Here is a 24,627-nt window from a genome sequence, read left to right as displayed (position 1 = left end):
TGATCCCTGCCAGCGAGAACGCCCGCATGACCACCATCATCGCCCCGCGCGTGCACGACATCGGCGGCCTCGAAGTCCGTCGCGCCGTCCCTACCCTGCAGGCGCGCAGCATCGGTTCGTTCGTGTTCGTCGACCAGATGGGCCCGGCACTCATGCATCCGGGCACGGCCATCGACGTGCGCCCGCATCCGCATATCGGCCTGGCCACGGTCACCTATCTGTGGTCCGGCGCCATCGGCCACCGCGACACGCTGGGTTCGGATCAGGTGATCCGTCCCGGTGACGTCAACTGGATGACCGCCGGCCGCGGCATCGCCCATTCCGAGCGGACGCCGCAACCGGACCGGGATCACGACAACCCGATCCACGGCATGCAGACCTGGGTCGCGCTGCCGAAGTCGCATGAGGAGATCGAGCCGGCGTTCTATCACCATGCCGCCGCCACCCTGCCCGAGCAGCGCCGCAACGGCGCGTGGCTGCGGGTGATCGCCGGCCGTGCGTACGGCGAGGAATCGCCGGTGAAGGTGTTCGCCGACACCCTCAACGTGGCGATCGATCTGGACCCGGATGCGGAGATCGATATCGACGACGGCCACCGCGAGCGCGCGCTGTACATCCTCGAAGGCGAGGCGCAACTGGATGGCGTGGACATTCCCGCCCAGCACCTGGTGATTCCCGAAGCCGGCGCACGAGGCCGCCTGCGCGCGAAGACGCCAGTGAAGGCGATGCTGTTCGGTGGCGAGCCGCTGGATGGCCCGCGGCACCTGTGGTGGAACTTCGTGTCCAGCTCGAAGGAGCGCATCGAGCAGGCCAAGCACGACTGGGAAGCCGGCCGCTTCGGCACCATCCCGGGCGACGACAAGGAGTTCATCCCGCTGCCGCAGTACTGAACATCGCGTGTTGCACACATTCGAGGGTGTATCCCTGCACCCGGCGTTGACGCTACAGTCACCCGCTGATCATTGAAATGTGACATAAATCACACTTTCTGCCGTCAAAGGAGTGCAACACATGAGCATGGGTAAACGCTTGTCCGCCGAGTTCCTCGGCACGTTCTGGCTGGTTCTGGGTGGCTGTGGCAGTGCGGTGCTGGCCGCCAAGTTCGGCGGTGACGGCAATCCGCTGGGTATCGGTTTCCTCGGCGTAGCGCTCGCCTTCGGCCTGACCGTGGTGACCGGCGCCTATGCGTTCGGCCATATCTCCGGCGCGCACTTCAACCCGGCGGTCAGCGTCGGGCTGTGGGCTGGCGGCCGCTTCCCGACCAGGGATCTGGTGCCCTACATCATCGCCCAGGTCGCCGGCGGCCTGCTGGCCGGCTTCATCCTGCTGCAGATCGCCTCCGGCGCCAGCGGCTTCGCCATTGATGGCAGCCAGGCCGGTGCGTTCGCAAGCAATGGCTATGGCGCACTGTCGCCCGGTGGCTACAGCGTAGCGGCCGCCTTCCTGTGCGAAGTGGTGCTGACCGCGGTGTTCCTGATCGTGATCATGGGGTCCACCCACGGCAAGGCACCGGCCGGTTTCGCCCCGCTGGCGATCGGCCTGTCGCTGACCCTGATCCACCTGATCAGCATTCCGGTCACCAATACCTCGGTGAACCCGGCCCGCTCCACCGCCGTGGCCTTCTTTGCCGGCAGCGGCGCCGTCGGCCAGCTGTGGCTGTTCTGGGTCGCCCCCCTGCTGGGCGGCGCGATCGGCGGCCTGATCTACAAGTGGATCGGCAGCGACCGCTGACCCACGCGGCACCCATTGCGGCCGACCATCGGCCGCAATGGTTACGTCTGTAACCGCGAATTGTGCGATTGCTCACGTTCCGTTAAGGTTGAGTTGACCGTCCGTGCACATGCCGGAGGGGGTGGCATCCGGGGATGGGATGCCATGGCCGCTGGCCCCGCTGGCGGATCCAAACAACTCATCACCTTGGGGGATGCATGAAGTTCGTGCCTGTCATGTTGTCGAGCCTGCTGTTTGCCGCGGCCCAGGCCGCCGCGCAGGCACCGTCCGAGTGTCCTTCGCTGCCCGCCAGCAGCGGGCTGCAGTGGCAGCAGCAGGTGCAGGCCGATTTCCTGGTCTGCCGCGCCAGCACCCACGATGGCCGCGAAGTGCTGAGCCTGATGCTCAGCGCGCGTGACCCCGCCATTCCGCTGAGCCGCTCGCTGCGCCAGGAAAAAGGCAGTTTCGGCGGCGAATCGCTGTACTGGTACCAGCCCGACCTGGGCGGCCAGCAACCGCCGGGGTATGCCGAACGGCGCATCAGCGTGGTCAAGATCGACAAAGGGCGTTACGCGCAGATTTCGCTGTATCCGGACAGCGCGCAGGAGCTGGGCTCGCTGCAGCAGCTGGCGCAGGGCATGAGCCTGACCCCGTCGGCCGTGGCCGCCGGGCGCTGAAGGTGACGGGGATGACTGCCTGGCAGCATCCCCGCAATGCACCTCGATCCACGGGTAGTGCCGGCCGCTGGCCGGCACCTCCTTCGATCCTGATCAGAAGAGGTTGCCGGCCAGCGGCCGGCACTCCCTCAGAACTTGCCTTCCTGGAAATCGACGAAGGCCTGCATCAGTTCCTGCCGCGTGTTCATCACGAACGGGCCGTGCCGCATCACCGGCTCGCGCAGCGGGCGGCCGGCCACCAGGATCAGGCGCGCGCCTTCGCTGCCCGCCGAAACATGCAGCTGTTCGCCACCGCCCAGCACCGCCAGTTCCTGCCGCGCGACATCGCGGGCGGCATCCTGCTCGCCCACCGTCAGCGCACCTTCGAATACATAGGCGAAGGCGTTGTGGCCTTCCGGCAGCGTGTAGGTCCAGGCCCGGTCAGGCGCCAGCGTGATGTCCAGGTAGAGCGGCTCGGTGGCCGGTTGCACGATCGGGCCGTGGGTGCCGTCAACCGTGCCGGCGATCACCTTCACGTCCACGCCGGCTTCCGGCTGCACCACGGGAATGCGCTCGGGCGCGAACTCCTGGTACTTCGGCTCGGTCATCTTCTCCTTCGCCGGCAGGTTCACCCACAGCTGGAAGCCGCGCATCTGCCCGCTCTCCTGCTCGGGCATCTCCGAGTGCACCAGGCCACGGCCAGCGGTCATCCACTGCACGCTGCCCGGGGTCAGCAGGCCTTCGTTGCCGTGGTTGTCGCGGTGCCGCATGCGTCCGTCGAGCATGTAGGTGACGGTCTCGAAACCGCGGTGCGGGTGCTCCGGGAAACCGGCGATGTAGTCCTCGGCGCGGTCGGTGCCGAATTCATCGAGCAGCAGGAACGGATCCAGGTCGGGCAGCGTGGGGCCGCCGATCACTCGGGTCAGGCGCACGCCGGCACCGTCGGAGGTGGGCATGCCACGGATGGTCCGCAGCACGCGGACCGGTTCGGGAAAGCTCATGGCGACTCCTGTTGGATGGATGCCACTGAAGATGGACGCCACATGGCCGTACGCCAATGGATGGCACCGCAACCGATTGTTCCATCCCTGATGTTCGCTGCACGTCAGCACAACCGCTGTACGACCAAAGTACTAACGCCGATTCGTCCTGTGCCAATTGACCCTGTCGAGGCCACGCGGGACTCTTTGTCTGTCTTTCCGGGAGAGAGCACCTCATGAAAGGGTTTTCCAAACTGGGCTGGGCGGCACTCGCCCTGCTCGGCGCATTCTGTCTGGGCACGGTGGCCCTGCGCCGCGGTGAACACATCAACGCACTGTGGATCGTGGTGGCAGCGGTTTCGCTGTACCTGGTCGCCTACCGCTTCTACAGCCTGTTCATCGCCAACAAGGTGATGCAGCTGGATCCGACCCGGGCCACCCCGGCGGTGATCAACAACGATGGCCTGGATTACGTGCCGACCAACAAGCACGTGTTGTTCGGCCACCACTTCGCCGCCATCGCCGGCGCCGGTCCGCTGGTCGGCCCGGTCCTGGCCGCGCAGATGGGCTATCTGCCTGGACTGCTGTGGCTGGTGGTGGGCGTGGCGCTGGCCGGTGCGGTGCAGGACTTCATGGTGCTGTTCCTGTCCAGCCGTCGCAACGGCCGCTCGCTGGGCGACCTGGTACGCGAGGAAATGGGCCAGGTGCCCGGCACCATCGCGTTGTTCGGTGCGTTCCTGATCATGATCATCATCCTGGCGGTGCTGGCGATGGTGGTGGTCAAGGCGCTGGCCGAAAGCCCGTGGGGCATGTTCACGGTGATCGCGACGATGCCCATCGCGATCCTGATGGGCGTCTACATGCGCTACATCCGCCCCGGCAAGATCGGCGAGATCTCGGTGGTCGGCCTGATCCTGCTGCTGGCCGCGATCTGGTACGGCGGCAAGGTCGCCGCCGACCCGGTGTGGGGCCCGGCGTTCACCTTCACCGGCACCCAGATCACCTGGATGCTGATCGGCTACGGCTTCGTCGCATCGGTACTGCCGGTGTGGCTGCTGCTGGCCCCGCGTGACTATCTGTCGACCTTCCTCAAGATCGGCACCATCATCGCGCTGGCCATCGGCATCCTGGTGGTGATGCCGGAACTGAAGATGCCGGCGCTGACCCAGTTCGCCGCCAGCGGTGATGGCCCGGTGTGGAAGGGCGGCATGTTCCCGTTCCTGTTCATCACCATCGCCTGCGGTGCGGTGTCGGGTTTCCACGCACTGATCTCCTCCGGCACCACGCCGAAGCTGCTGGCCAATGAAGCGCACATGCGCTACATCGGCTACGGCGGCATGCTGATGGAATCGTTCGTGGCGGTGATGGCACTGGTGGCGGCCTCGATCATTGATCCGGGCATCTACTTCGCGATGAACAGCCCGGCAGCGGTGATCGGTGCCGATGCTGCTTCGGCGGCGCACTACATCACCAACACCTGGGGCTTCACCATCACGCCCGAGCAGCTGACCGCGACCGCGGCGGCGATCGGCGAGCCGACCATCCTGCACCGCGCCGGTGGTGCGCCGACACTGGCGGTGGGCATCGCGCAGATCCTGCATGAAGCGATTCCCAGCGGCAGCGACGCGATGATGGCGTTCTGGTACCACTTCGCGATCCTGTTCGAGGCACTGTTCATCCTGACCGCGGTTGACGCCGGCACCCGCGCCGGCCGCTTCATGCTGCAGGACCTGCTGGGCAACTTCGTGCCGGCCCTGAAGAAAACCGAGTCGTGGACCGCCAACATCATCGGTACCGCCGGCTGCGTGGCGCTGTGGGGCTACCTGCTCTACACCGGCGTGGTCGATCCGTTCGGTGGCATCCAGACGCTGTGGCCGCTGTTCGGCATCTCCAACCAGATGCTGGCCGGCATCGCGCTGATGCTGGGCACGGTGGTGCTGTTCAAGATGAAGCGTGACCGCTACGCGTGGGTCACCGCGGTACCGGCGGTGTGGTTGCTGATCTGCACCACCTACGCCGGCTTCATCAAGATCTTCGACAGCAACCCGGCGCAGGGTTTCCTGGCGCAGGCGCACAAGTTCCAGGCTGCCCTCGCCAGCGATACGATCACTGCACCGGCCAAGTCGGTGGCGCAGATGAAGCAGATCGTGGTCAACGCCTACGTCAACACCGGCCTGACCGCGCTGTTCCTGCTGGTGGTGGGCGCAGTGCTGGTGTATTCGATCAAGACCATCCTGGCGGCCCGCCGCAATCCGCAGCGCACTGACCGCGAGACCCCGTACGTGGCGCTGAAGCCGCATGAAATGGTGGATCTGTGATGAGCACTCAACTGGTTCCTGCCGGGCAGTACCAGGCACACCGCCGCATCTGGCGGCGCCTGGTGCAGACCGCCCGGCTGTGCTGTGGCATTCCTGATTACGACAACTACGTCCGGCACATGCTGGAAAAGCATCCGGACCAGGAGCCGATGGACTACAAGACGTTCTTCCGCGAACGCCAGGAAGCACGCTACGGCGGACGCAACGGTGGTCGTTGCTGCTGAGCCAGGAAGGGGGCCGGGCGCGCAGCCCGCCCCCTCCCGAAAAAAGGGGACGGAGGGGATTAAGTCGTTTGTGCCATAAACGACTTAATCCCCTCCGTCCCCTTTTTCTTCAGGCGTTGGCCATCCACTTCAGGATCAGGCCGGTGACATAGGCCAGCCCGGTGCCGGTGGCATAGCCCACCGTACCCAGCAGCACGCCCACCGGGGCCAGCGTCGGATGGAAGGCCGCCGCGACCACGGGCGCCGAAGCCGCGGCGCCGATGTTGCCCTGCGAACCGATCGCGAAGAAGAACAGCGGTGCGCGCAGCAGCTTGGCCACCACCCACAGCACCAGCACGTGGGTGGCCATCCAGATCGCCCCCAGCAGGAACAGCCACGGACGATCCAGCAGCGAGAGCAGGTTCATCTGCATGCCGATGCAGGCGATCAGGAAGTACAGGAACACGGTACCCAGCCGCGAGGCACCTGCGGCTTCCAGCCGGCGTGCGCGGGTGAAGCTCAGGCCCAGGCCCATCGCGGTGGACAGCAGGATCACCCACACGAACTGGCTGTCCAGGCTGAACTGGCTGGCCCAGCTGACATTGGCCTTGAACCATCCTGACAGTGGCGCGGCGATGGCATGGGCCAGGCCGACGCCGCCCAGCGCCACGCCGACGATCACCATCAGGTCGGTCATGCTGGGAATGCGTGCGTTCTGTGCCTCGTAGGCACTGATGCGCGCCTTCATCTCGTCGATGGCACGGGTATCGGCACCATTGCGGGTGTCGATCTGCTGCGCGCGGTTGGCCAGGAACAGCAGGATCGCCATCCACAGGCTGGCGCAGGCCACGTCGACCACCGCGAACTGGCCAAAGGTGGTGGCATCGGTGCCGAACACTTCGCGCATCGCGACCATGTTGGCGCCGCCGCCGATCCAGCTGCCCGCCAATGCCGCCATGCCAGCCCAGGTATCACCGGCCACGGTTTCCGGGTGGATCAGCTTCATCAGCTGGAACGAGACGATGGCGCCGAGCATGATGCCGGCGGTACCGGCACAGAACACGAGCAGCAGTTTCGGGCCAAGCTTGATGACGCCCTTGAGGTCGATCGACAGCGTCAGCAGGACCAGCGCGGCCGGCAGCAGCACGTCGCGCGCGACCGGGTTGTACAGCGAGGTGTTGTGGCCATCGATGACACCGGCGGTGTTGTAGATGGCGGGGATGAAGTAGCACAGCAGCAGTGCCGGTACCCAGGCGAAGATCTTCTTCAACAACGGGGTCGGACCACTGGCGGCCCAGAAGATCAGGGCCAGGGTGGCGGCAATCAGGCCCAGTCCAACGATATCGTTGCTGATCAGGGCAGTAGCGGGTTCGGTCGGCATGGGATCCTCTGTCGATCGAAAGAGCGGGGAAAAAAAAGCGCCGCGTAAAGCGGCGCAGGTCGAGATTAACACTGTCTTCACGCCGGGTCATGCCGCAGCGCGGAGCAGGTTGGGATGCCGGTCACGCCGGGCGCGAGGCGCCGAAGTCCAGGGTGACGCGTGTCCCGCGCGGTTCGCAGGGCTGCAGCTGCAGTGTCCAGCCCAGGTGTTCACACAGCCGCGCGATCAGGTCCAGGCCGATGCCGCCGCCACGATCCGCGCGCTCACCCCGCGCCATGCGGGCGTGGATCGCGGCGATCTCCTCCGGGCTCATGCCATGTCCCGGGTCCTGCAGGGTCAGCACCGCCGACGAACTCAGCTGCAGCTCGATATGGCCGCGGCCGCTGTTCTCGATGGCATTGCGCAGCAGGTTGCCGATTGCCGCCTGCACCACCGCCAGCGGCGCGACGATATCCACCGCTGCGGCCTGGATGCCGATGCTCAGGTCCTTGTCACCGAGCAGGTGGCGATGGTCGTCGACGATCTCCGGCAGCAGCTGGTCCAGTGCGATGCGCTCGGCACGCGCGGCCAGGCGGGCCGGATCACGCGCCAGCACCAGCAGCAGCTCGATCAGCTGTTCCACGCTCTGTGCCGTGCGCAGGACCCGCTGCATCTGCTGGCGGGCACGTTCTGGCAGGCCGGGTTGCTCCAGCGCCAGTTCGGCCGCACCGGTCATCACCGCGATCGGCGTGCGCAGTTCATGGCTGGCGGTACTGATGAAGACCCGCTCGCGCTCGACGAACTGCTCGTTGCGGTCCAGGTAGTCGTTCAACGCATCGGCGATGGTGTGCAGCTCGGAACTGCCGCGCGGGTCGACCTCGATACGCTGGCCCTGCACGCCCGGCCGCAACGCGCCGATGTGCTGTGCCAGCAGGCTCAACGGGCGCACCATGCGCTCCATGCCGAAGGACGCCATCAGCACGGTGACGAAGATCATGATCACCCCGGCCAGCATCACCCAACGCGTGGCGAACTGCTCCAGGTCATGGAAGTCGGAGATGTCCAGCGCCAGCGCCACCCGCCCCATCGAGCCGGTATCGCGCACCATCACTGCGGTCTGCCGATCCTTGATCGGTACGCCATCATGCAGCCCAGGATGCAGCGTGCGCACGCTCTCGGGCATGTTGCCCTCGTCGAAGCGGAACAGGCTGAGCGTGTCCGAATCCTGCCAGCGGTAATGCGGCTCGTGCTCGGTGTGGTCGACAATGCTGTCCAGTTCGGAATTGAGCAGCGCGCGCCAGGCGGCATGCTCGGCGTGTTCATGCACGTAGTTGCCGACGCTGAACACGGCGATCGACAGCAGGGCCAGATAGCCCAGCAACCACCACACCACGCGCCGGTACAGCGGGCCCGGCTTACGCGCCTTCATCATCGTCCTTGCCTGCGGCGCTGGCCGCGGTCACCGCCAGTCGATAACCAACCCGCGGCAGGGTGTGGATCAGCTTGTCGGCGAAGGGGCCATCAACGCTGCGGCGCAGCTCGTAGACGTGCGAGCGCAGCAGGTCGCCATCAGGTGGTTCGTCGCCCCACAGGGCGAACTCCAGCTGCTGACGGGTCACCGCCCCCGGGCTGGCGCGCATCAGCACTTCCAGCAGCTTGCGGCAGGCCGGGTACAGGTGCAGCACCTGGCTGCCGCGCTGGGCCTCCAGGGTTGCCAGGTCCAGTACCAGGTCGCCAACCTGCAGGCGCTTGCGAGGATTGCGGCCCTGCGCACGCAGCAGCAGCGCCTCCAGCCGCACTTCCAGCTCAGGCAGGGCGAACGGCTTGGTCAGGTAGTCGTCGGCGCCGGCGCGGAAGCCTGCGATCTTGTCCGGCAGCTCGTCACGCGCGGTCAGCATGATCACCGGCACCTCCGACGCGTGTTCGGCGCGCAGGCGACGCAGCACCTCCGGCCCCTCCATGCGCGGCAGCATCCAGTCCAGGATCACCGCATCGTAAGGGTGGCTGCCAGCCAGGTGCAGGCCGGTGATGCCATCCGGGGCCACGTCGAGCACGTGCCCACGCGACTCGAAATAGTCGAACAGGTTGGCCACCAGCTGGCGGTTGTCCTCGATCACCAACAGACGCATGCACGAAAGATCCACGGAAGTTCGTACCATGGTAGCGCCGACCATGTCGGAATGCGGTCGCCCTGCGCCCGCTCCGACGCCTTTCCTACCCCTGCCACCTCAGAGTGGCCGTTTTGCTCCCGGAGCCTGCCGTGCCCGTAGCCCTGCCCCGTCATTGGCGCCTGCCCCTGTTGTGGCTGCTGATCATCGCTGCATTGGCGGCCGGTATCGGCCTGCGCCAACCGCAGCCGCCGGACGAGCCGCGCTTCGTGCTGGCGGCCCGCACCATGGTCGAAAGCGGGGAATGGCTGCTGCCGCACCGGGGCGTGGAGCTGTACGCGGAAAAGCCGCCGGTCTTCATGTGGCTGCAGGCGGCGGCCTACGAGATCGTCGGCAGCTGGCAGTGGTCGTTCCTGCTGCCGTCGCTGCTGGGTGCCCTGCTCAGCCTGTGGCTGGTCTCGGACCTGGCGCGCAGGCTGTGGTCACCCCGGCATTCGCTGTACGCCCTGGCCGCGCTGTTCTGCACCCTGCAGTTCGGCCTGATGGCCAAGCGCGCACAGATCGACATGGTGCTGGTCGGCATGACCACGGTGGCCCTGTGGGGCCTGATGCGTCACCTGTGCGAGCGCCGCAACCTGCCCGCACTGTGGCTGGCAGGTTTCGCCGCCGGCCTCGGCACGGTGACCAAAGGCGTGGGTTTCCTGCCGCTGCTGATGGTGCTGCCGTGGTTCGGCTGGTGGCTGTACCAGCGTCGCCGCAGGCGCAGCGTGGACGGCCCGCACCCGGCAACGCTGCTGTGGCTGATCCCGGCCTTCCTGCTGGGCGTGGCGGTCTGGCTTGCCCCACTGGGCTGGGCACTGCTGCATGAGCCCAGTGCAGCGCTGCAGTCCTATGCCCACGAACTGCTGTTCAAGCAGACCGGCACCCGCTATGCCAACGCCTGGCACCACCGCCAACCGGTCTGGTACTACCTGCAGGTGATTCTGACCCTGTGGCTGCCGGGCAGCCTGCTGCTGCCGATGCTGTTCAAGCCGTGGTGGCGCCGCATCCGCCGTGTCGACCGCAGGCAGTGGCTGCTGCTGGGCTGGGCGCTGCTGGTGCTGGTGTTCTTCAGTGCCAGCCCGGGCAAGCGCGAGGTCTATGTGCTGCCGATGCTGCCGGCGATGGCGCTGGCAGTGGCGCCGTTGCTGCCGGGCCTGCTGCGCAGGCTGTGCGTGCGGCGCTACCTGTTCGGCTACAGCGTGGTGCTGATGCTGGCCACCGGCGTGCTCGGCGTGATGCTGATGACCGAGCATCCGTGGGCCGTGGCACAGCTGGAACGACGGGCGATGCCCGACTCGCTGCTGCCGGTGCTGGGGGATGGCCTGCTGACCTTTGCCATTGCCCTGGCCACGCTGATCGTGTGGCTGCGGGTGCGCCGTGCCGCAACGCTGGTGCTGCTGACCCACGGCATGCTGTGGATGCTCTACGGCCTGGTGCTGATCCCGGCGCTGGATCCGTACGCGTCGGCGTCGGCGGTGATGCGCCGGGTGGGCGCGCGGATCGGACCGGACGCGGAGCTTGCGCTGGTCGCCTGGCGCGAACAGAACCTGCTGCAGGCCGACCGGCCGGTGCGCGAGTTCGGCTTCAAGCGCCCCTGGGCCGAGCAGTGGCATGACGCCGGCCCGTGGTTGGCCGAAGCACCGGAGAAGCGCTGGCTGCTGGTGCTGGACGATGCGATGAGCCCCTGCGTGGACCCGGCCAAGGTGATCGACATCGGCATTGCCAACAGGAATCGTTGGCAACTGCTTCCCGGTACGGCCTGGGACCCGCAATGCCACGCCGAACGGGCCGGCTCGACCGCCGAAGAAGACTGAACGTTGACACGCGCTGGGGAATCATTAACCCGGCGCGAACGAGCGTCCGACCCTTCTCCGACATCCAGGTGACGAGCATGACTGCGGATTCCCGAACCGCCCCTTCCCAGCATGCCCGTTCGTCCCATTGATTCGGTAGCGCCGCTTGCAACATCGCCACTGGCGTCAAAATTTGCCGTAACTCACCTCTGGCTGCCTGTTGCAATCGGTCTGCCCGTGTTCACGCTGCTGATGGGTTTCGGCGGCGACCAATGGGTGGCCGATCACCTGTTCCGCCTTGAAGGCGGCCATTGGGCGTTGCAGGACGCCTGGGTCACCCGCACCGTGGTGCACAAGGCAGGCAAATGGCTGAGCACGGCAGCGGCGCTGGTGGCGATCCTGCTGTGCTTCCACCACTGGCGCAAGGGACGCGATCGCACCCTGCGATGGGCGCTGCTTTATGTCGTAATTGCCATGGCGCTAGGTACCGGTGTGATCTCCCTGCTGAAGGCGCTGGTGCCGATGGAATGCCCGTGGGATCTGCTGCGCTACGGTGGCCACGAGCCCTTCATCGGGTTGTTCACGCTGCGCCCTGACGGCATGGCGCCGCGTGCCTGCTTCCCGGCTGGCCACGCCAGCGCTGGCTACGCCTGGCTGTGCCTGTACTATTTCGCCCTGCTGTGGCGTCCATCCTGGCGTTGGGCCGGGTTGTGGATCGGCCTTGGCACCGGCCTGGTGTTCGGCATCAGCCAGCAGCTTCGGGGCGCGCATTTCCTTTCGCATGACGTTGCCACTGCATTGATATGTTGGCTGCTTTCGCTCGGCCTGTATGTCCTGATCCGCCGTCAGCTGGACCGTCCCAACCGCCAGGAGGCAAACGCATGAGTGCATCGGTCCAACGCCCCGCCCGCCTTCCCGCACTGGCGAGCCTTCGCCGCTGGCGGCCGCAGCTGTCCACCGAAGCACTGATCGCACTGACCAGCCTGTTCTTCGCGGTGGCCGGCAATGGCCTGTTCTGGCACAGCGCAATGGCCAGCCATCCGGGCAGCCTGCGCTACGCGCTTTCGCTGCTGCTGTTGCTGCTGGGTGCGCACGGCGTGCTGCTGGGCATCCTGGTCTGGCGCTGGAATGCCAAGGTGGTGATCAGCCTGTTGCTGCTGGTGACCGCATTCGCCGCGCACTACATGAGCCGCTACCACATCTACCTGGATGCGGACATGCTGCGCAACGTGCTGGCGACCGACCCCAAGGAAAGCCGCGAGCTGATGACCGTATCGCTGCTGTGGCCGGTGCTGTTGCTGGCGGTACTGCCGATGGTGGTGCTGTGGCGCGTGCAGCTGCGTCGCCGCAGCTGGGGCCGCAGCCTGCTGTGGCGGCTGGGCTTCCTGGTGGTGGCGGCGGTGACCGCCGTCGGCGGCGCGTTGATCTCGTTCCAGGATGTCTCGGCACTGATGCGCAACCAGCGCGAAGTGCGCTACCTCGCCACGCCTGCCAATGTGCTGCTGGGCATGCCACGCGCACTGCGTGGCGACAACCCGGTGCAGCGCGCACCCAAACTGCCGATCGGCACCGACGCCAAGGCCACCCCGCGAGCACCGGCCAGCAAGCCGCGCCTGCTGGTGATCGTCATGGGCGAGACCGTGCGCGCGCAGAACTGGGGCCTCAACGGTGGCCGCAACACCACTCCGGAACTGGCGCAGGCCAGCGTGATCAATTTCCCGGACATGCACTCGTGCGGCACCAGCACCGAGGTGTCGCTGCCCTGCCTGTTCTCGCCGTGGGGTCGCCACGACTACGACGAAAAGAAGATCCGTGCGCACCAGTCACTGCTGCACGTGTTGAACCGCGCCGGCGTCGCGCCGTTGTGGCGTGACAACCAGTCCGGCTGCAAGGGCGTGTGCGAGGGACTGGACTTCCAGTCGCTGTCCGATGCCACCACGCCGGGCCTGTGCGCCGATGGCCGCTGCATGGACGAGATCCTGCTGCAGGACCTGGCCACCCAGGTGCGGGCCAAGCCCGGCGACCGGGTGGTGGTGCTGCACCAGCTCGGCAACCACGGGCCGGCCTACTTCGAGCGCTATCCGCCTGCATTCCGCCGCTTCACCCCGACCTGCGATACCCGTGACATCGGCCGTTGCTCGCGCGAAGAGATCACCAACAGCTACGACAATGCCGTGCTGTATACCGATCACTTCCTGACCAGGACCATCGGCACGCTGCAGGGCATGCAGGACTACGACACGGCGATGATCTACCTGTCCGATCACGGCGAGTCGCTGGGCGAGAAGGGCCTGTTCCTGCACGGCGTGCCCTACGCCATTGCCCCGGCCGAGCAGACCCGGGTGCCGATGACGATGTGGTTCTCGCCGGGCTTCGCCAGCAGCCGCGGGCTGGACCTGCAGTGCGTGCGCAAGCGTTCGGCGGCCTATACCGACCATGACAACCTGTTCCCGTCGGTGCTGGGCCTGATGCAGGTGAAGACCTCGCTGTACGAGCGCGACCGCGACGTGTTCGCCAACTGCGAAGGGTGAGGGTTGTTCGGCAGGGCTTGCAGCCCTGCACCCGCACCCACAACGGCAACGGCCACGGCTGAAGCAACAGCAGCAGCGTGCATTCCGTGGGATGGCGGGGTGGCTCCGGTGACGGGAGACGCCGTAAACCCCGCTCCGCGGTCCGGCCCAGCCGCTGGCGGCTGTGCGTTCGGGCGCTTGCGAAGCAGTGCTTCGCAAGCAAAGCGCCCTCACCCATGGGGGCTTGGCCGCGGCATCCATGCTGCGGACACTCCCGCCACCGGACCCACCCCGCCTTCGACAGTTTTCCGCGATCTGATGGAACGACGTTGGGGTCAGATCCGTTTTCCGCAGGAAAACGGATCTGACCCCATTTTGATCGTCGATACCTGACAGATGTGTCGACCAAGGTCGACACCTACCAACAGCCGCCGAAATCTGTCAGAGGTGGGGCGGTGTCGGAGTGCGGGGTGTCAGCCGCATGGATGCGGCTGCCAAGCCTACAAGGACGTACTTGCGGCGTCCCCGTACTCCGACACCGCCCCGCCACCCCACGGAATCCCCGCTTTTGGCGTTGACGTTGCCATTGCTTGAGCACCTCTGCGGGTGCAGGGCGCAGCCCTGCCGACCTTTGCCACTTGCGGTGGCAGCGACTGCCCACTAGCCTTCGGCCGTCGTTCACCACCCAAGGATCGCCCGTGAAACACCGTCATCTCCTGCTGGCCTCGGCAATCGCCGTCGCCACGCTGGCCCTGGCCGCCTGCAAGAAGGAAGCTGCCCCAGGCACCGATACCGCCAGCAGCAGTGCCCCGGCCGGCGAAACCGCCGACCAGTTCGTGGCCCGCATCAACGCCGAATTCAAGGCCGCCTACCCGGAGATGACCTCGGCGCAGTGGCTGTCCTCCACCTACATCAACGGTGATTCGGAACGCATCGCGGCCAAGGCCAACGAGCGTTCCCTGACCCAGCTCAACAGCTGGATCGAACAGGCCGCCAAGTTCGACGGCAAGCCGATGAGCGAGGACAGCAAGCGCGCGATCCATCTGCTGAAGCTGATGTCGTCGATGCCGGCGCCGCGCGACCCGGCCAAGCTGGCCGAACTGACCCAGATCGCCACCCGCATGGAAGGCAGCTACGGCGCCGGCAAGTACTGCACCGACGCCAACGATCCGAACTCCTGCCGCCAGCTGGGCGAGCTGGAGCAGGTGCTGGCGCGCAGCCGCGACTACGACAAGCAGCTCGATGCCTGGCAGGGCTGGCACAGCACCACCAAGGCCATGCGCGGCGACTACCAGAAATTCGTCGGCCTGGTGAACGAAGGTGCCAAGGGCATGGGCTTCACCGATGCCGGCCAGATGTGGCGCAGCGGCTATGACATGCCGCCGGAACAGATCGGCCCGGAAACCGATCGCCTGTGGGAACAGGTCAAGCCGATGTACGAGCAGCTGCACTGCTACGCACGCGGCAAGCTGGACAAGACCTACGGCAAGGACAAGGCCGAAGTGGGCAACGGCCTGATCGCCGCGCACCTGCTGGGCAACATGTGGCAGCAGGACTGGTCGAACCTGTGGGACCAGCTGGAACCGTACCCGGGTGCCGGCAGCCTGGACATCACCGCTGCACTGGAAAAGCAGTACCAGACCAACCTGAGTGCGGCGCTGGCCAAGGCCGGCAAGGATGCCAACGTGGCGGCGCAGTACAAGGCGCAGCGCGAGGCCGAACTGCGTACCGCCAAGCAGATGACCGAACGCGCGCAGGACTTCTACGTGTCGCTGGGCATGCCGTCGCTGCCGCAGTCGTACTGGGAACGCACCCAGTTCATCAAGCCCGACGACCGCGATGTGGTCTGCCACGCCAGCGCCTGGGACATGAACATGGAAGGCGACGTGCGCACCAAGATGTGCATCAAGCCGAACGAAGAGAACTTCACCACCATCTACCACGAGCTGGGCCACATCTATTACGACCTGGCCTACAACCCGCTGCCCCCGCTGTTCCAGGGCGGTGCCAACGATGGTTTCCATGAAGCGATCGGCGACACCATCGTGCTGGCGATGACGCCCAAGTACCTCAGCTCGATCGGCCTGGTCGACGCGCCGACCGAAAGCCGCGAAGCAGTCATCAACAACCAGATGCGCATGGCGCTGTCGGGCGTGTCGTTCCTGCCGTTCGGGCTGATGATCGACCGCTGGCGCTGGGGCGTGTTCGATGGTTCGATCACCGCCGACAACTACAACAAGGCGTGGTGGGACCTGAAGGCCAAGTACCAGGGCGTGGCCCCGGCCAGCACCCGTGGCGAGGAGTTCTTCGATCCGGGTGCGAAGTACCACGTGCCGGGCAACACCCCGTACACCCGCTACTTCCTGGCACGCATCCTGCAGTTCCAGTTCTACAAGGGCCTGTGCGATGCGGCCGGCTACAAGGGCCCGCTGCATGAGTGCACCTTCTACGGCAACAAGGAAGCCGGCCAGAAGTACTGGGCGATGCTGAGCAAGGGTGCCAGCCAGCCGTGGCAGGCCACGCTGAAGGAGCTGACCGGTACCGACAAGCTCGATGCGGGCCCGATGATCGAGTACTTCACCCCGGTCAACGAGTGGCTGAAGCAGCAGAACGAAGGCCAGATGTGCGGTTGGCAGGCCAACGCGGCCCCGGCGGCAAAATGAGAAAAGGGGCGGGTCCGCAAGGATCCGCCCCTTTCCGGTAGTGCCGGCCGCTGGCCGGCAACTGCACGCCGGAAATCCATCTGGCAGCCGGCCAACGGCCGGCTCTACCAGAACAGCGATCAGCTGTCCTTCTTCGCCACCATCTGCGCGGCCAGTTCGGCCTTGAATTCCTCGAAGGTCTGGCCCTTCTCCTTCGCTTCGGCCTGCGCGGCATCGCGCAGCGCGTCGGAGTACATCAGGCGCACCGGCGTGCCGTTGCGCTCGTGCAGTTCACCGGCCTGCATGATCAGCGCCAGTACCTGTGCGGCGGAGTCACTGTGGCCGGCGATACGGCCATCCATGCCCAGCACCCATTCGCCATCGCGGCGCACGACACCGGCCAGCAGGGTGCGCTGCGCGTCGCGCAGTTCGGCATGCGGTTCCACCGGTGAAGCCTGGGCGGCGGCCTTGTTGGCGGCCTGCTTTTCCTGGCGACGGCGCTGGTCGCGGCGGGTCTTGGAACTGGTGGACATGGTGCGGTACCGCTGCGAGGGGGGCGCAAGGATAGCGCACCCCGCCCGCAGCGCCGCTTCACGCGCGCTCGATCCAGCGCGGTCAGTCCAGCACCTTGCCGTGCCGCCAGTAGCCCATGAAGGTGATCGCGCGGCGGTCCAGCCCGCAGTCGCGCACCAGGTGCCGGCGGATCGCCATTACCGCCCCCGCCTCGCCTGCCACCCAGGCATACAGCGGCCCGGCCACGCCGGTATCGGCCTGCTCCCAGAGGATCTGCGTATCGACGTCGATCTCCTCCAGCGCATCGCCGGCAGCCACGCCGGAAGCTGCCGCCAGGCGCGCCTGGACCGCCTGCAGCAGGGGCTGCCCGTACGCCGCCTGCCCGCGCGCCAGCCAGACCAGTTCGGCCGTGGCCGGCGCCTTCAGCGGCACCGCATCACCGGCCTGCGCCACTTCCAGCAGGGCCAGCGTACGCGGCGGATCCACCATGGCCGCCAGTTCCTCCAGGATGCCGGCCACTGCCGGCAACGCGGTTTCGTCGGCCACCAGCAGCACCTGGCCGACGCCGGCAGGTGGCTTCCATTCCCAGCCCTCGCTGCTGTCGGCGCAGTCAGCGTCCGGGGCAAGCAGCACCACGCGGTCACCCGGCCGCGCATGCGTGGCCCAGCGAGAAGCCGGCCCGGTCTCGCCGTGGATGACGAAATCGACGTCGACCTCGCCCTGCCCGGCGCGCAGCTGGCGGATGGTGTAGGTGCGCATGGGCGGGCGCTGATCGTCCGGCAGGGCCCGGTAGCGCGGGTACCAGTCCTCGCCGCTGGGTACCTGCGGCACCTCCTGGCCGGGCAAGGGGAAGAACACCTTGATGCGCTGGTCCGGGCCTTCGGTCTTCATCCGCGCCACGTCGGCACCGGTGAACACCATGCGGTCCAGGGAAGGGGAAAGTACGCGGCGCTCCTTCAGCGCCACCTCGAACAGGCGGTAGGTCTGCTGCGCAGCCATCGGGGAACCTCATGCAACGACAATGGATCGGCTGGCTGTCGTGCATCCAAGCACCGGCTGGCTGGAGTGCCCAGCCTAGTCCGGTGGTTTCCCGTCGCAAGCCCTGCAGGCCGCTCGGCCTACCCTACCCCTGCGCGCTGCTCAGTGACCCGTGCAGGCTGCCTGTGCCGCGCGTTCGCGCTGGTGTTCCCAGTACCAGAACACGAAGCCGGCGCCGAAAAACGCCGCCTGGCCCAGTGCCAGGTGCAGCGGGCTGGCGCTCAGCAGCGGCGACACCACGCCAGCCACCACGGTGCTGATCATCAGCTGCACGAACGCCTGCAGTGACGAGGCCAGGCCGCGCTGATGCGGGTACATGTCCAGCACCGCCAGCGCCAGGATCGGGAAGATCAGCGCCATGCCCATGCCACCCAGGAAGATCGGCAGCACCGCCCACGGCAGCACGAACTGCGGCGACAGCGCCACGTAGCCGACATTCAGCAGCACCGACAGCGCGCAGAGGCTGAAACCAATGGAAACCTGGCGGGTGGGCGTGGTGTGCCCGGCCATGCGCCCGGACAGGAACGAGCCGGCGGTCATGCCGCCGATGGTGGGGATGAACAACCAGGCGAAACCTCCCTCGCCCAGATGCAGGTGCTGCATCACGAACACCGGCGCCGAGGAGATGTACAGGAAGATGCCGCCGAAGCCGATGCTGCCGGCCAGCGCCAGGCGCAGGAAGCGCGGGTTGAAGCCGATGCGCACGTAGTCGCGCAGCAGTACGCGCGGTGACAATGGCACCCGTGCTTCAACCGGATGGGTCTCCGGCAGGTAGCGTGCGGTGGCGGCCAGCAGCACCAGCGAGAACACCACCAGGAACCAGAAGATCAGCGGCCAGCCGGCGCCGCTGAGCAGGATCCAGCCACCGATGATCGGTGCGATCGCCGGGGCGATGCCGAACAGCATCGACACCTGGCTCATCAGCCGCTGCGCGTCATGGCCGTGGTACAGGTCGCGGATCACCGCGCGGCCGACGATCATGCCGACGCCCGCAGACAGGCCCTGCAGTGCGCGGAAGGCCAGCAGCGTGGTCAGGTCGGTGGACAGCGCGCAGCCGACCGAGGCGCCGACGAACACCACCAGGCCACCGAGGATCACCCGCTTGCGGCCCCAGGCATCGGACAGCGGGCCGTGCGCCAGGCTCATCAGGCCGTAGAACAGCAGGTACACGCTGATGGTCTGCTGTACCGCCACCTCGTCCACCGCCAGGCGCTGGGCCAGCTGCGGGAAAGCCGGAAAGATGGTGTCGATCGAGAACGGGCCGAACATGGCCAGGCCGGCAAGCAGCAGGGCCATGCGGCGGGTGGAGGGAGCAACAGCGGCGGTCATGGGAAAGGCGTCCGGCAGGCAGGGCCATGCGTGGCACGCACGGCGGGCGCCGGTCCCCCTGCAGCAGGGACGGCGCCAGATGAATTCGGGTATCCGCCCATCATAGGTGGGGATTGCGCCCGATGCCATGCAGCGGTGCACAAAACGCACGGCCGGGCCATCGGCCATTCAGGCGCAGCGGCCGGGCCCGGAGGCGGCTGGCGGGCGCGCAACGGGCTATAATCGGCGGGCAACACGGTGGGAGAAGCGGAACACCGCTGCCGAAGGCGCAACGCCCGTAATCGCTCAGGCCCGATACCACCCGTAACAGAACTCTGGAGAGACCGGTTCGATCCGGCGCCGAAGGGGCACGAAGCTGCGGTTTTCCGCGCTTCCAAACTCTCAGGCAAAAGGACAGAGGGGCGCCCCGCAGACCGCCGACCGGCGGCTTGTGCCCGTGCGTGTGCCCTTTCCTGACGGATCCTTCGCCATGTCCCAGAACACCCCTTCCCTGCGTGAGCTCGAGCATCATTCCGCGTTCGTCGAGCGCCACATCGGCCCCAACGATGCCGAGATCGCGCAGATGCTCGACGTCGTCGGCCACGCGTCGCTGGATGCGATGACCGATGCCATCGTGCCGGCCAAGATCAAGTCGCCGGCGCCACTGGCGCTGCCGGAATCGATGACCGAAGTGCAGGCACTGGCGAAGATCCGTGCGATCGCCGACAAGAACACCGTGCTACGCAGCTTCATCGGCCAGGGCTACTACGGCACCCACACGCCGAACGTGATCCTGCGCAACATCCTGGAAAACCCGGCCTGGTACACCGCCTACACCCCGTACCAGGCGGAAATCTCGCAGGGCCGCATGGAAGCGCTGATCAACTTCCAGACCCTGTGCGCCGACCTCACCGGCATGGAAATCGCCAACGCCTCGCTGCTGGACGAAGCCACCGCCGCCGCCGAAGCGATGACCCTGGCCAAGCGCTCGGCCAAGTCGAAGTCGGACACCTTCTTCGTGCACGACGCCGTGCACCCGCAGACCCTGGAACTGCTGCGCACCCGCGCCGAGCCCATGGGCATCGTGCTGCGCGTCGGCACCCCGGCCGAAGCACTGGAAGCAGAAGCCTTCGGCCTGCTGCTGCAGTACCCAGACACCTTCGGCCAGGTCGGCGACTACAAGGCACTGGTCGATGCCGTGCACGCACGCGGCGGCCTGGTGGCCGTGGCCACCGACCTGCTGGCACTGACCCTGCTGGCGGCCCCGGGCGAATGGGGCGCGGACATCGTGGTCGGCAACAGCCAGCGTTTCGGCGTGCCGTTCGGCTTCGGTGGCCCGCACGCTGCCTTCATGGCCTGCCGTGACGCCTACAAGCGCTCGATGCCGGGCCGCCTGATCGGTGTCTCGATCGATGCCCAGGGCAACCCGGCCTACCGCCTGACCCTGCAGACCCGCGAGCAGCACATCCGCCGCGAGAAGGCCACCTCCAACATCTGTACCGCACAGGTGCTGCTGGCGGTGATGGCCTCGATGTATGCCGTCTACCACGGCCCGGAAGGCCTGACCCGCATCGCCCGTCGCACTCATCGCCTGGCCTCGATCCTGGCCGCGGCACTGCGCAAGGCCGGCGTGCAGGTCGGTGGCGACTTCTTCGACACCCTGCATGTCACCGGCGTGCATGCCGATGAGATCCACGCCAAGGCCCGTGCCGCCGGTTACAACCTGCGCGCGATCGACAGCGACTCGGTCGGCATCAGCCTGGACGAGACTGCCACCCGCGCCGACGTGGTCGCGCTGGCCGCCGTGTTCGGCGCGCAGGCCGACGTCGAGGCGCTGGATGCCAGCACCGCCGATGCGCTGCCGGCCGGCCTGCTGCGCCAGTCCGCGTTCCTGACCCACCCGGTGTTCAACACCCACCACAGCGAGCACGAACTGCTGCGCTACCTGCGTTCGCTGGCCGACAAGGACCTGGCGATGGACCGCACGATGATCCCGCTGGGCTCGTGCACCATGAAGCTCAACGCCACCGCCGAGATGATCCCGGTGACCTGGCCGGAGTTCTCGCAGATCCACCCGCTGGTGCCGGCCGACCAGGCGCTGGGCTACAAGGAACTGATCGACACGCTGGAAGCGATGCTGGTCGAATGCACCGGCTACGACGCGGTCAGCCTGCAGCCGAACTCCGGCGCGCAGGGCGAGTACGCCGGCCTGCTGGCGATCCGTGCCTACCACCGTTCGCGTGGCGAGGATCATCGCGACATCTGCCTGATCCCGGACTCGGCGCACGGCACCAACCCGGCCTCGGCGCAGATGTGCGGCATGAAGGTCGTGGTGACCAAGACCGACGCCAACGGCAACGTCGACGTCGAGGACATCCGCCTCAACGCCGAGAAGTACAGCGATCGCCTGGCCGCGATCATGATGACCTACCCGTCCACGCACGGCGTGTTCGAGGAAGAAGTGGTCGAGATCTGCGAGATCATCCACAAGCATGGCGGCCAGGTGTACACCGACGGCGCCAACATGAACGCCCTGGTCGGCGTGGCCAAGCCGGGCAAGTGGGGTTCGGACGTTTCGCACCTGAACCTGCACAAGACCTTCTGCATCCCGCACGGCGGTGGTGGCCCGGGCGTCGGCCCGTGCGCGGTCAAGGAGCACCTGGCCCCGTTCCTGCCGGGCAAGCTGGGTGACAACGGCCCGGTCGGCATGGTCAGCGCGGCCAGCTTCGGCAGCGCCTCGATCCTGCCGATCAGCTGGATGTACATCGCGATGATGGGCCGCGAAGGCCTGCGCAAGGCCACCCAGGTCGCGCAGCTCAACGCCAACTACATCGCCAAGCGCCTGGCCCCGCACTTCAAGACGCTGTACACCGGCCGCAACGGCCTGGTGGCGCACGAGTGCATCCTCGACGTGCGTCCGTTGGAGAAGACCAGCGGCATCGGTGCCGAGGACGTGGCCAAGCGCCTGATCGACTTCGGCTTCCACGCCCCGACCCTGAGCTTCCCGGTGGCGGGCACGCTGATGGTCGAACCGACCGAGAGCGAGTCGCTGCACGAACTGGACCGCTTCATCGACGCGATGATCCAGATCCGCGAAGAGATCACCGCGATCGAAGACGGCCGACTGGACCGCGAGGACAACCCGCTGAAGAACGCGCCGCACACCGCCACCGCGGTGACCGCCAGCGAGTGGACCCACGCCTACCCGCGCGAGCTGGCCGCGTTCCCGCTGGCCAGCCTGAAGCAGAGCAAGTACTGGCCGCCGGTGGCACGCGTCGACAATGTGTACGGCGACAAGAACGTGATGTGCGCCTGCATCCCGGTCGATGCCTACAAGGACGATGAAGTCGAGGCGTAAGCCTTCGATCCATCGGAAATGAAAACGGCCCGCGCAAGCGGGCCGTTTTCGTAGGGGCGTGTGGAGCGAGGTCCACACCCGCAAACATCCGGTCACGGATCCGGCATCTGCCCCAGGCTCAACTGCCACGACACGCCGAAGCGGTCCTGCACCCAGCCATAGCGGTTGCTGAAGTCGTAGTCACCCACCGGCATCAGCCAATGGCCGCCCTCGCCCAGCACGCGTGCCGCACGCTCGAACTGTTCAGCGCCGGAACACTCCACGAACAGCGAGATCGACGGCGAGAAGGTGAAATCGTGCACATCCAGGCTGTCGAAGCACAGGTAGTGGGTGCCACCGAGCAGGAAGATGGCCTGACGGACCTGCCCGGGCACGCCGGCACCCGGTCCCTCCGGGTGGCGCTGCAGGGCCAGCAGGCGGAAATCGGCGAAGGCCTCGGCGTACAGGGCCAGCGCGGCCTCGGCCTGGCCGGTGAACATCAGGAAGGGACGGCTGCGCAGCATGCGGTGCTCCTGTTCGACGGGCCGATGACGGCCCACGCAATCAGCATTGCACGTGGAATGTGCGCACGGCGTGTGGCCCCGCCGTGTTCCCGCCGCACATGCCCCCTCCTGTAGAGCCGAGCCCGTGCTCGGCTCAGCGCGGTCTGGCCGGAGAGCAGCCGAGCGTGGGCTCGGCTCTACAGGAGGGGGTTCAGGCCTCGCGCATGCGCCGCGCGATGGCGCTGCCGGCGGCGATGGTGGCGGTCAGTGCCACCATCGACAGGAACTGCAGGCGGGTATGCGATTCACTCAGCAGCAGGCCGAAGATCAGCGCCAGGATCGCCAGCGCGCAGCAGGTCAGCCACGGGAAACCCGCCATGCGGAACGGCAGCCGGGTACCCAGGCGATCCGCGCGGCGACGCAGTACCAGCTGCGAGACCAGCGACAGCGTCCACACCAGCAGGCAGGTGGAACCGACGATGTTCAGCAGCACGGGCAACACCCGGTCCGGGAACAGCAGTTCCATCACCGTGGCGGCGAAGCCGAACAGCACGCTGGCCAGCACCGCAACCACCGGCACCTGGCGCGGGTCGGTCCAGCCGAGCACGGCCGGGGCTTCGCGGCGCTGCGCCAGCGAATACATCATGCGCGAGGCGCCGTAAAGATTGGCATTGAGCGCCGACAGCAGCGCGATCACCGCGATCAGGGTGATGGCGGTGCCGGCCCCCGGAATGCGCGCGATGTCCAGCACGGCGGCGAACGGCGACTTCAGTGCCTCGCTGGTCCAGGGCACCACCGCGATGATCACGCTCAGCGAGCCGATGTAGAACACCAGGATGCGCCAGGCCACGGTGCGGATGGCACGGGCGATGCTGCGCTCCGGATCTTCGGTCTCGGCTGCGGCAACGGCCACGATCTCGGTGCCACCGAAGGCAAAGACGACAACCAGCAATGCCGCACCGATCCCGGCCAGGCCCTTCGGTGCAAACCCGCCGTGCTCGGTGAAGTTGCTCAGCCCCGGCGAAGTCACCTGCGGCAGCCAACCCATCAGCAGTGCCACGCCGATGGCGATGAAGGCCAGGATCGCCGCCACCTTGAGGATGGCGAACCAGAATTCGAACTCGCCGAAATTCTTCACCCCGAGCAGGTTGATCGCGGTGAAGAACAGCATGAAGGCCAGCGCTGCCATCGGTACCGGTACCGCCGGCCAGACCGTAGCCAGCAACCCGGCCGCGCCCACCGCCTCGGCAGCGATCACGATCACCAGCTGCACCCACCACAACCAGCCGACCGTGGCGCCGGCGGTGGCGCCCATGGCATCGGCGGCGTACACCGAGAACGCGCCACTGGTCGGTTTGGCCGCCGCCATCTCGCCCAGTGCGTTCATCACGATGATCACCAGCGCGCCGGCCACCAGGTACGACACCAGTACCGCCGGACCGGCCGCCTGCACACCCACGCCCGAGCCGAGGAACAGGCCGGCGCCGATGGCGCTGCCCAGGCCCATCATGATCAGCTGGCGGGGCTTGAGCGAATGTCCGAGGCGGGACGGCGAAGCGGTCGGAATCGAGTTGGGCATCGGCGGGGCTGGCGGCGGGCTACAGGG

At 66.9% G+C, this 24,627-nt stretch carries 19 protein-coding genes and 1 riboswitch; of the genes, 10 read left to right on the top strand and 9 right to left on the bottom strand.

Annotation, left to right across the window (positions count from 1 at the left end):
* Positions 1-26 precede the first annotated feature (26 nt).
* The 3 genes from B9Y64_RS09265 (at position 27) to B9Y64_RS09255 (ending at position 2,387) form a co-directional block, all read left to right on the top strand.
* Complete coding sequence (locus B9Y64_RS09265; protein ID WP_049427674.1) at positions 27-890, top strand: pirin family protein; 864 nt, start codon at positions 27-29, stop codon at positions 888-890.
* Positions 891-1,011: 121 nt separating this feature from the next.
* The gene (gene aqpZ / locus B9Y64_RS09260; protein WP_100440428.1) at positions 1,012-1,731 is read left to right on the top strand and encodes an aquaporin Z; all 720 of its coding nucleotides are present in this window, start codon (positions 1,012-1,014) and stop codon (positions 1,729-1,731) included.
* A 197-nt stretch (positions 1,732-1,928) separates the two neighbouring features.
* The gene (locus B9Y64_RS09255; RefSeq protein WP_100440427.1) at positions 1,929-2,387 is read left to right on the top strand and encodes a hypothetical protein; all 459 of its coding nucleotides are present in this window, start codon (positions 1,929-1,931) and stop codon (positions 2,385-2,387) included.
* Positions 2,388-2,515: 128 nt separating this feature from the next.
* Here B9Y64_RS09255 and B9Y64_RS09250 read toward each other — a convergent pair whose 3' ends face one another.
* Positions 2,516-3,367, bottom strand: coding sequence for a pirin family protein (locus B9Y64_RS09250; protein WP_100440426.1), 852 nt, complete (start codon positions 3,365-3,367; stop codon positions 2,516-2,518).
* 215 nt (positions 3,368-3,582) lie between these two features.
* Between B9Y64_RS09250 and B9Y64_RS09240 the strand changes: the two genes are divergently transcribed.
* Positions 3,583-5,664, top strand: a complete 2,082-nt coding sequence (locus B9Y64_RS09240; RefSeq protein WP_100440424.1) for a carbon starvation CstA family protein — start codon at positions 3,583-3,585, stop codon at positions 5,662-5,664.
* Positions 5,664-5,888 (top strand): YbdD/YjiX family protein, encoded by a 225-nt coding sequence (locus B9Y64_RS09235; RefSeq protein WP_005410613.1) that lies wholly within the window; start codon positions 5,664-5,666, stop codon positions 5,886-5,888. The genes B9Y64_RS09240 and B9Y64_RS09235 overlap by 1 nt, the downstream gene beginning before the upstream one ends.
* A gap of 109 nt (positions 5,889-5,997) precedes the next feature.
* On the opposite strand, the gene B9Y64_RS09230 is transcribed toward B9Y64_RS09235, so the two are convergent.
* The 3 genes from B9Y64_RS09230 to B9Y64_RS09220 all read right to left on the bottom strand — a co-directional run bounded on the left by B9Y64_RS09230 (position 5,998) and on the right by B9Y64_RS09220 (position 9,356).
* On the bottom strand, positions 5,998-7,248 hold the full coding sequence (locus B9Y64_RS09230) for a DUF819 domain-containing protein (protein WP_100440423.1): 1,251 nt from the start codon (positions 7,246-7,248) through the stop codon (positions 5,998-6,000).
* A gap of 121 nt (positions 7,249-7,369) precedes the next feature.
* Positions 7,370-8,656, bottom strand: coding sequence for a sensor histidine kinase (locus B9Y64_RS09225; protein ID WP_100440703.1), 1,287 nt, complete (start codon positions 8,654-8,656; stop codon positions 7,370-7,372).
* The gene (locus tag B9Y64_RS09220; RefSeq protein WP_100440422.1) at positions 8,643-9,356 is read right to left on the bottom strand and encodes a response regulator transcription factor; all 714 of its coding nucleotides are present in this window, start codon (positions 9,354-9,356) and stop codon (positions 8,643-8,645) included. The genes B9Y64_RS09225 and B9Y64_RS09220 overlap by 14 nt, the downstream gene beginning before the upstream one ends.
* Before the next feature lie 131 nt (positions 9,357-9,487).
* Between B9Y64_RS09220 and B9Y64_RS09215 the strand changes: the two genes are divergently transcribed.
* From B9Y64_RS09215 to B9Y64_RS09200, 4 genes are all read left to right on the top strand, one after another.
* The gene (locus B9Y64_RS09215) at positions 9,488-11,191 is read left to right on the top strand and encodes an ArnT family glycosyltransferase (protein WP_100440421.1); all 1,704 of its coding nucleotides are present in this window, start codon (positions 9,488-9,490) and stop codon (positions 11,189-11,191) included.
* Between the two features lie 111 nt (positions 11,192-11,302).
* Positions 11,303-12,055, top strand: a complete 753-nt coding sequence (locus tag B9Y64_RS09210) for a phosphatase PAP2 family protein (protein WP_100440420.1) — start codon at positions 11,303-11,305, stop codon at positions 12,053-12,055.
* Positions 12,052-13,701 carry a phosphoethanolamine transferase gene (locus B9Y64_RS09205; protein ID WP_100440419.1) on the top strand — a complete coding sequence of 550 codons (1,650 nt, stop codon included), beginning with the start codon at positions 12,052-12,054 and terminating at the stop codon, positions 13,699-13,701. Before B9Y64_RS09210 ends, B9Y64_RS09205 begins: the two co-directional genes overlap by 4 nt.
* Before the next feature lie 677 nt (positions 13,702-14,378).
* Positions 14,379-16,343 carry a M2 family metallopeptidase gene (locus B9Y64_RS09200; RefSeq protein ID WP_100440418.1) on the top strand — a complete coding sequence of 655 codons (1,965 nt, stop codon included), beginning with the start codon at positions 14,379-14,381 and terminating at the stop codon, positions 16,341-16,343.
* Between the two features lie 119 nt (positions 16,344-16,462).
* Here the strand turns inward: B9Y64_RS09200 and B9Y64_RS09195 are convergent, their stop codons facing one another.
* The 3 genes from B9Y64_RS09195 to B9Y64_RS09185 form a co-directional block, all read right to left on the bottom strand.
* Entirely contained in the window at positions 16,463-16,855 is a 393-nt protein-coding gene (locus B9Y64_RS09195; protein ID WP_100440417.1) for a hypothetical protein, read from the bottom strand.
* A gap of 82 nt (positions 16,856-16,937) precedes the next feature.
* Positions 16,938-17,834, bottom strand: a complete 897-nt coding sequence (locus tag B9Y64_RS09190) for a siderophore-interacting protein (protein ID WP_100440416.1) — start codon at positions 17,832-17,834, stop codon at positions 16,938-16,940.
* A gap of 141 nt (positions 17,835-17,975) precedes the next feature.
* Positions 17,976-19,202: a multidrug effflux MFS transporter gene (locus tag B9Y64_RS09185; protein WP_100440415.1), complete on the bottom strand. Its 1,227-nt coding sequence runs from the start codon at positions 19,200-19,202 to the stop codon at positions 17,976-17,978.
* A 304-nt stretch (positions 19,203-19,506) separates the two neighbouring features.
* A riboswitch (glycine riboswitch) is annotated at positions 19,507-19,609 on the top strand.
* Between the two features lie 62 nt (positions 19,610-19,671).
* On the opposite strand from B9Y64_RS09185, the gene gcvP reads away from it, so the two are divergent.
* Positions 19,672-22,539: an aminomethyl-transferring glycine dehydrogenase gene (gene gcvP, locus B9Y64_RS09180; RefSeq protein ID WP_100440414.1), complete on the top strand. Its 2,868-nt coding sequence runs from the start codon at positions 19,672-19,674 to the stop codon at positions 22,537-22,539.
* A gap of 92 nt (positions 22,540-22,631) precedes the next feature.
* Here the strand turns inward: gcvP and B9Y64_RS09175 are convergent, their stop codons facing one another.
* Both B9Y64_RS09175 and B9Y64_RS09170 read right to left on the bottom strand, forming a co-directional pair.
* Positions 22,632-23,042, bottom strand: a complete 411-nt coding sequence (locus tag B9Y64_RS09175) for a VOC family protein (protein WP_046985104.1) — start codon at positions 23,040-23,042, stop codon at positions 22,632-22,634.
* Between the two features lie 190 nt (positions 23,043-23,232).
* Positions 23,233-24,600, bottom strand: coding sequence for an amino acid permease (locus B9Y64_RS09170; protein WP_100440413.1), 1,368 nt, complete (start codon positions 24,598-24,600; stop codon positions 23,233-23,235).
* Positions 24,601-24,627 lie beyond the last annotated feature (27 nt).

This window comes from Stenotrophomonas maltophilia, from assembly GCF_002799245.1.
Lineage (GTDB): Bacteria > Pseudomonadota > Gammaproteobacteria > Xanthomonadales > Xanthomonadaceae > Stenotrophomonas > Stenotrophomonas maltophilia_S.
This window is presented reverse-complemented; position numbering and strand designations above follow the sequence as displayed.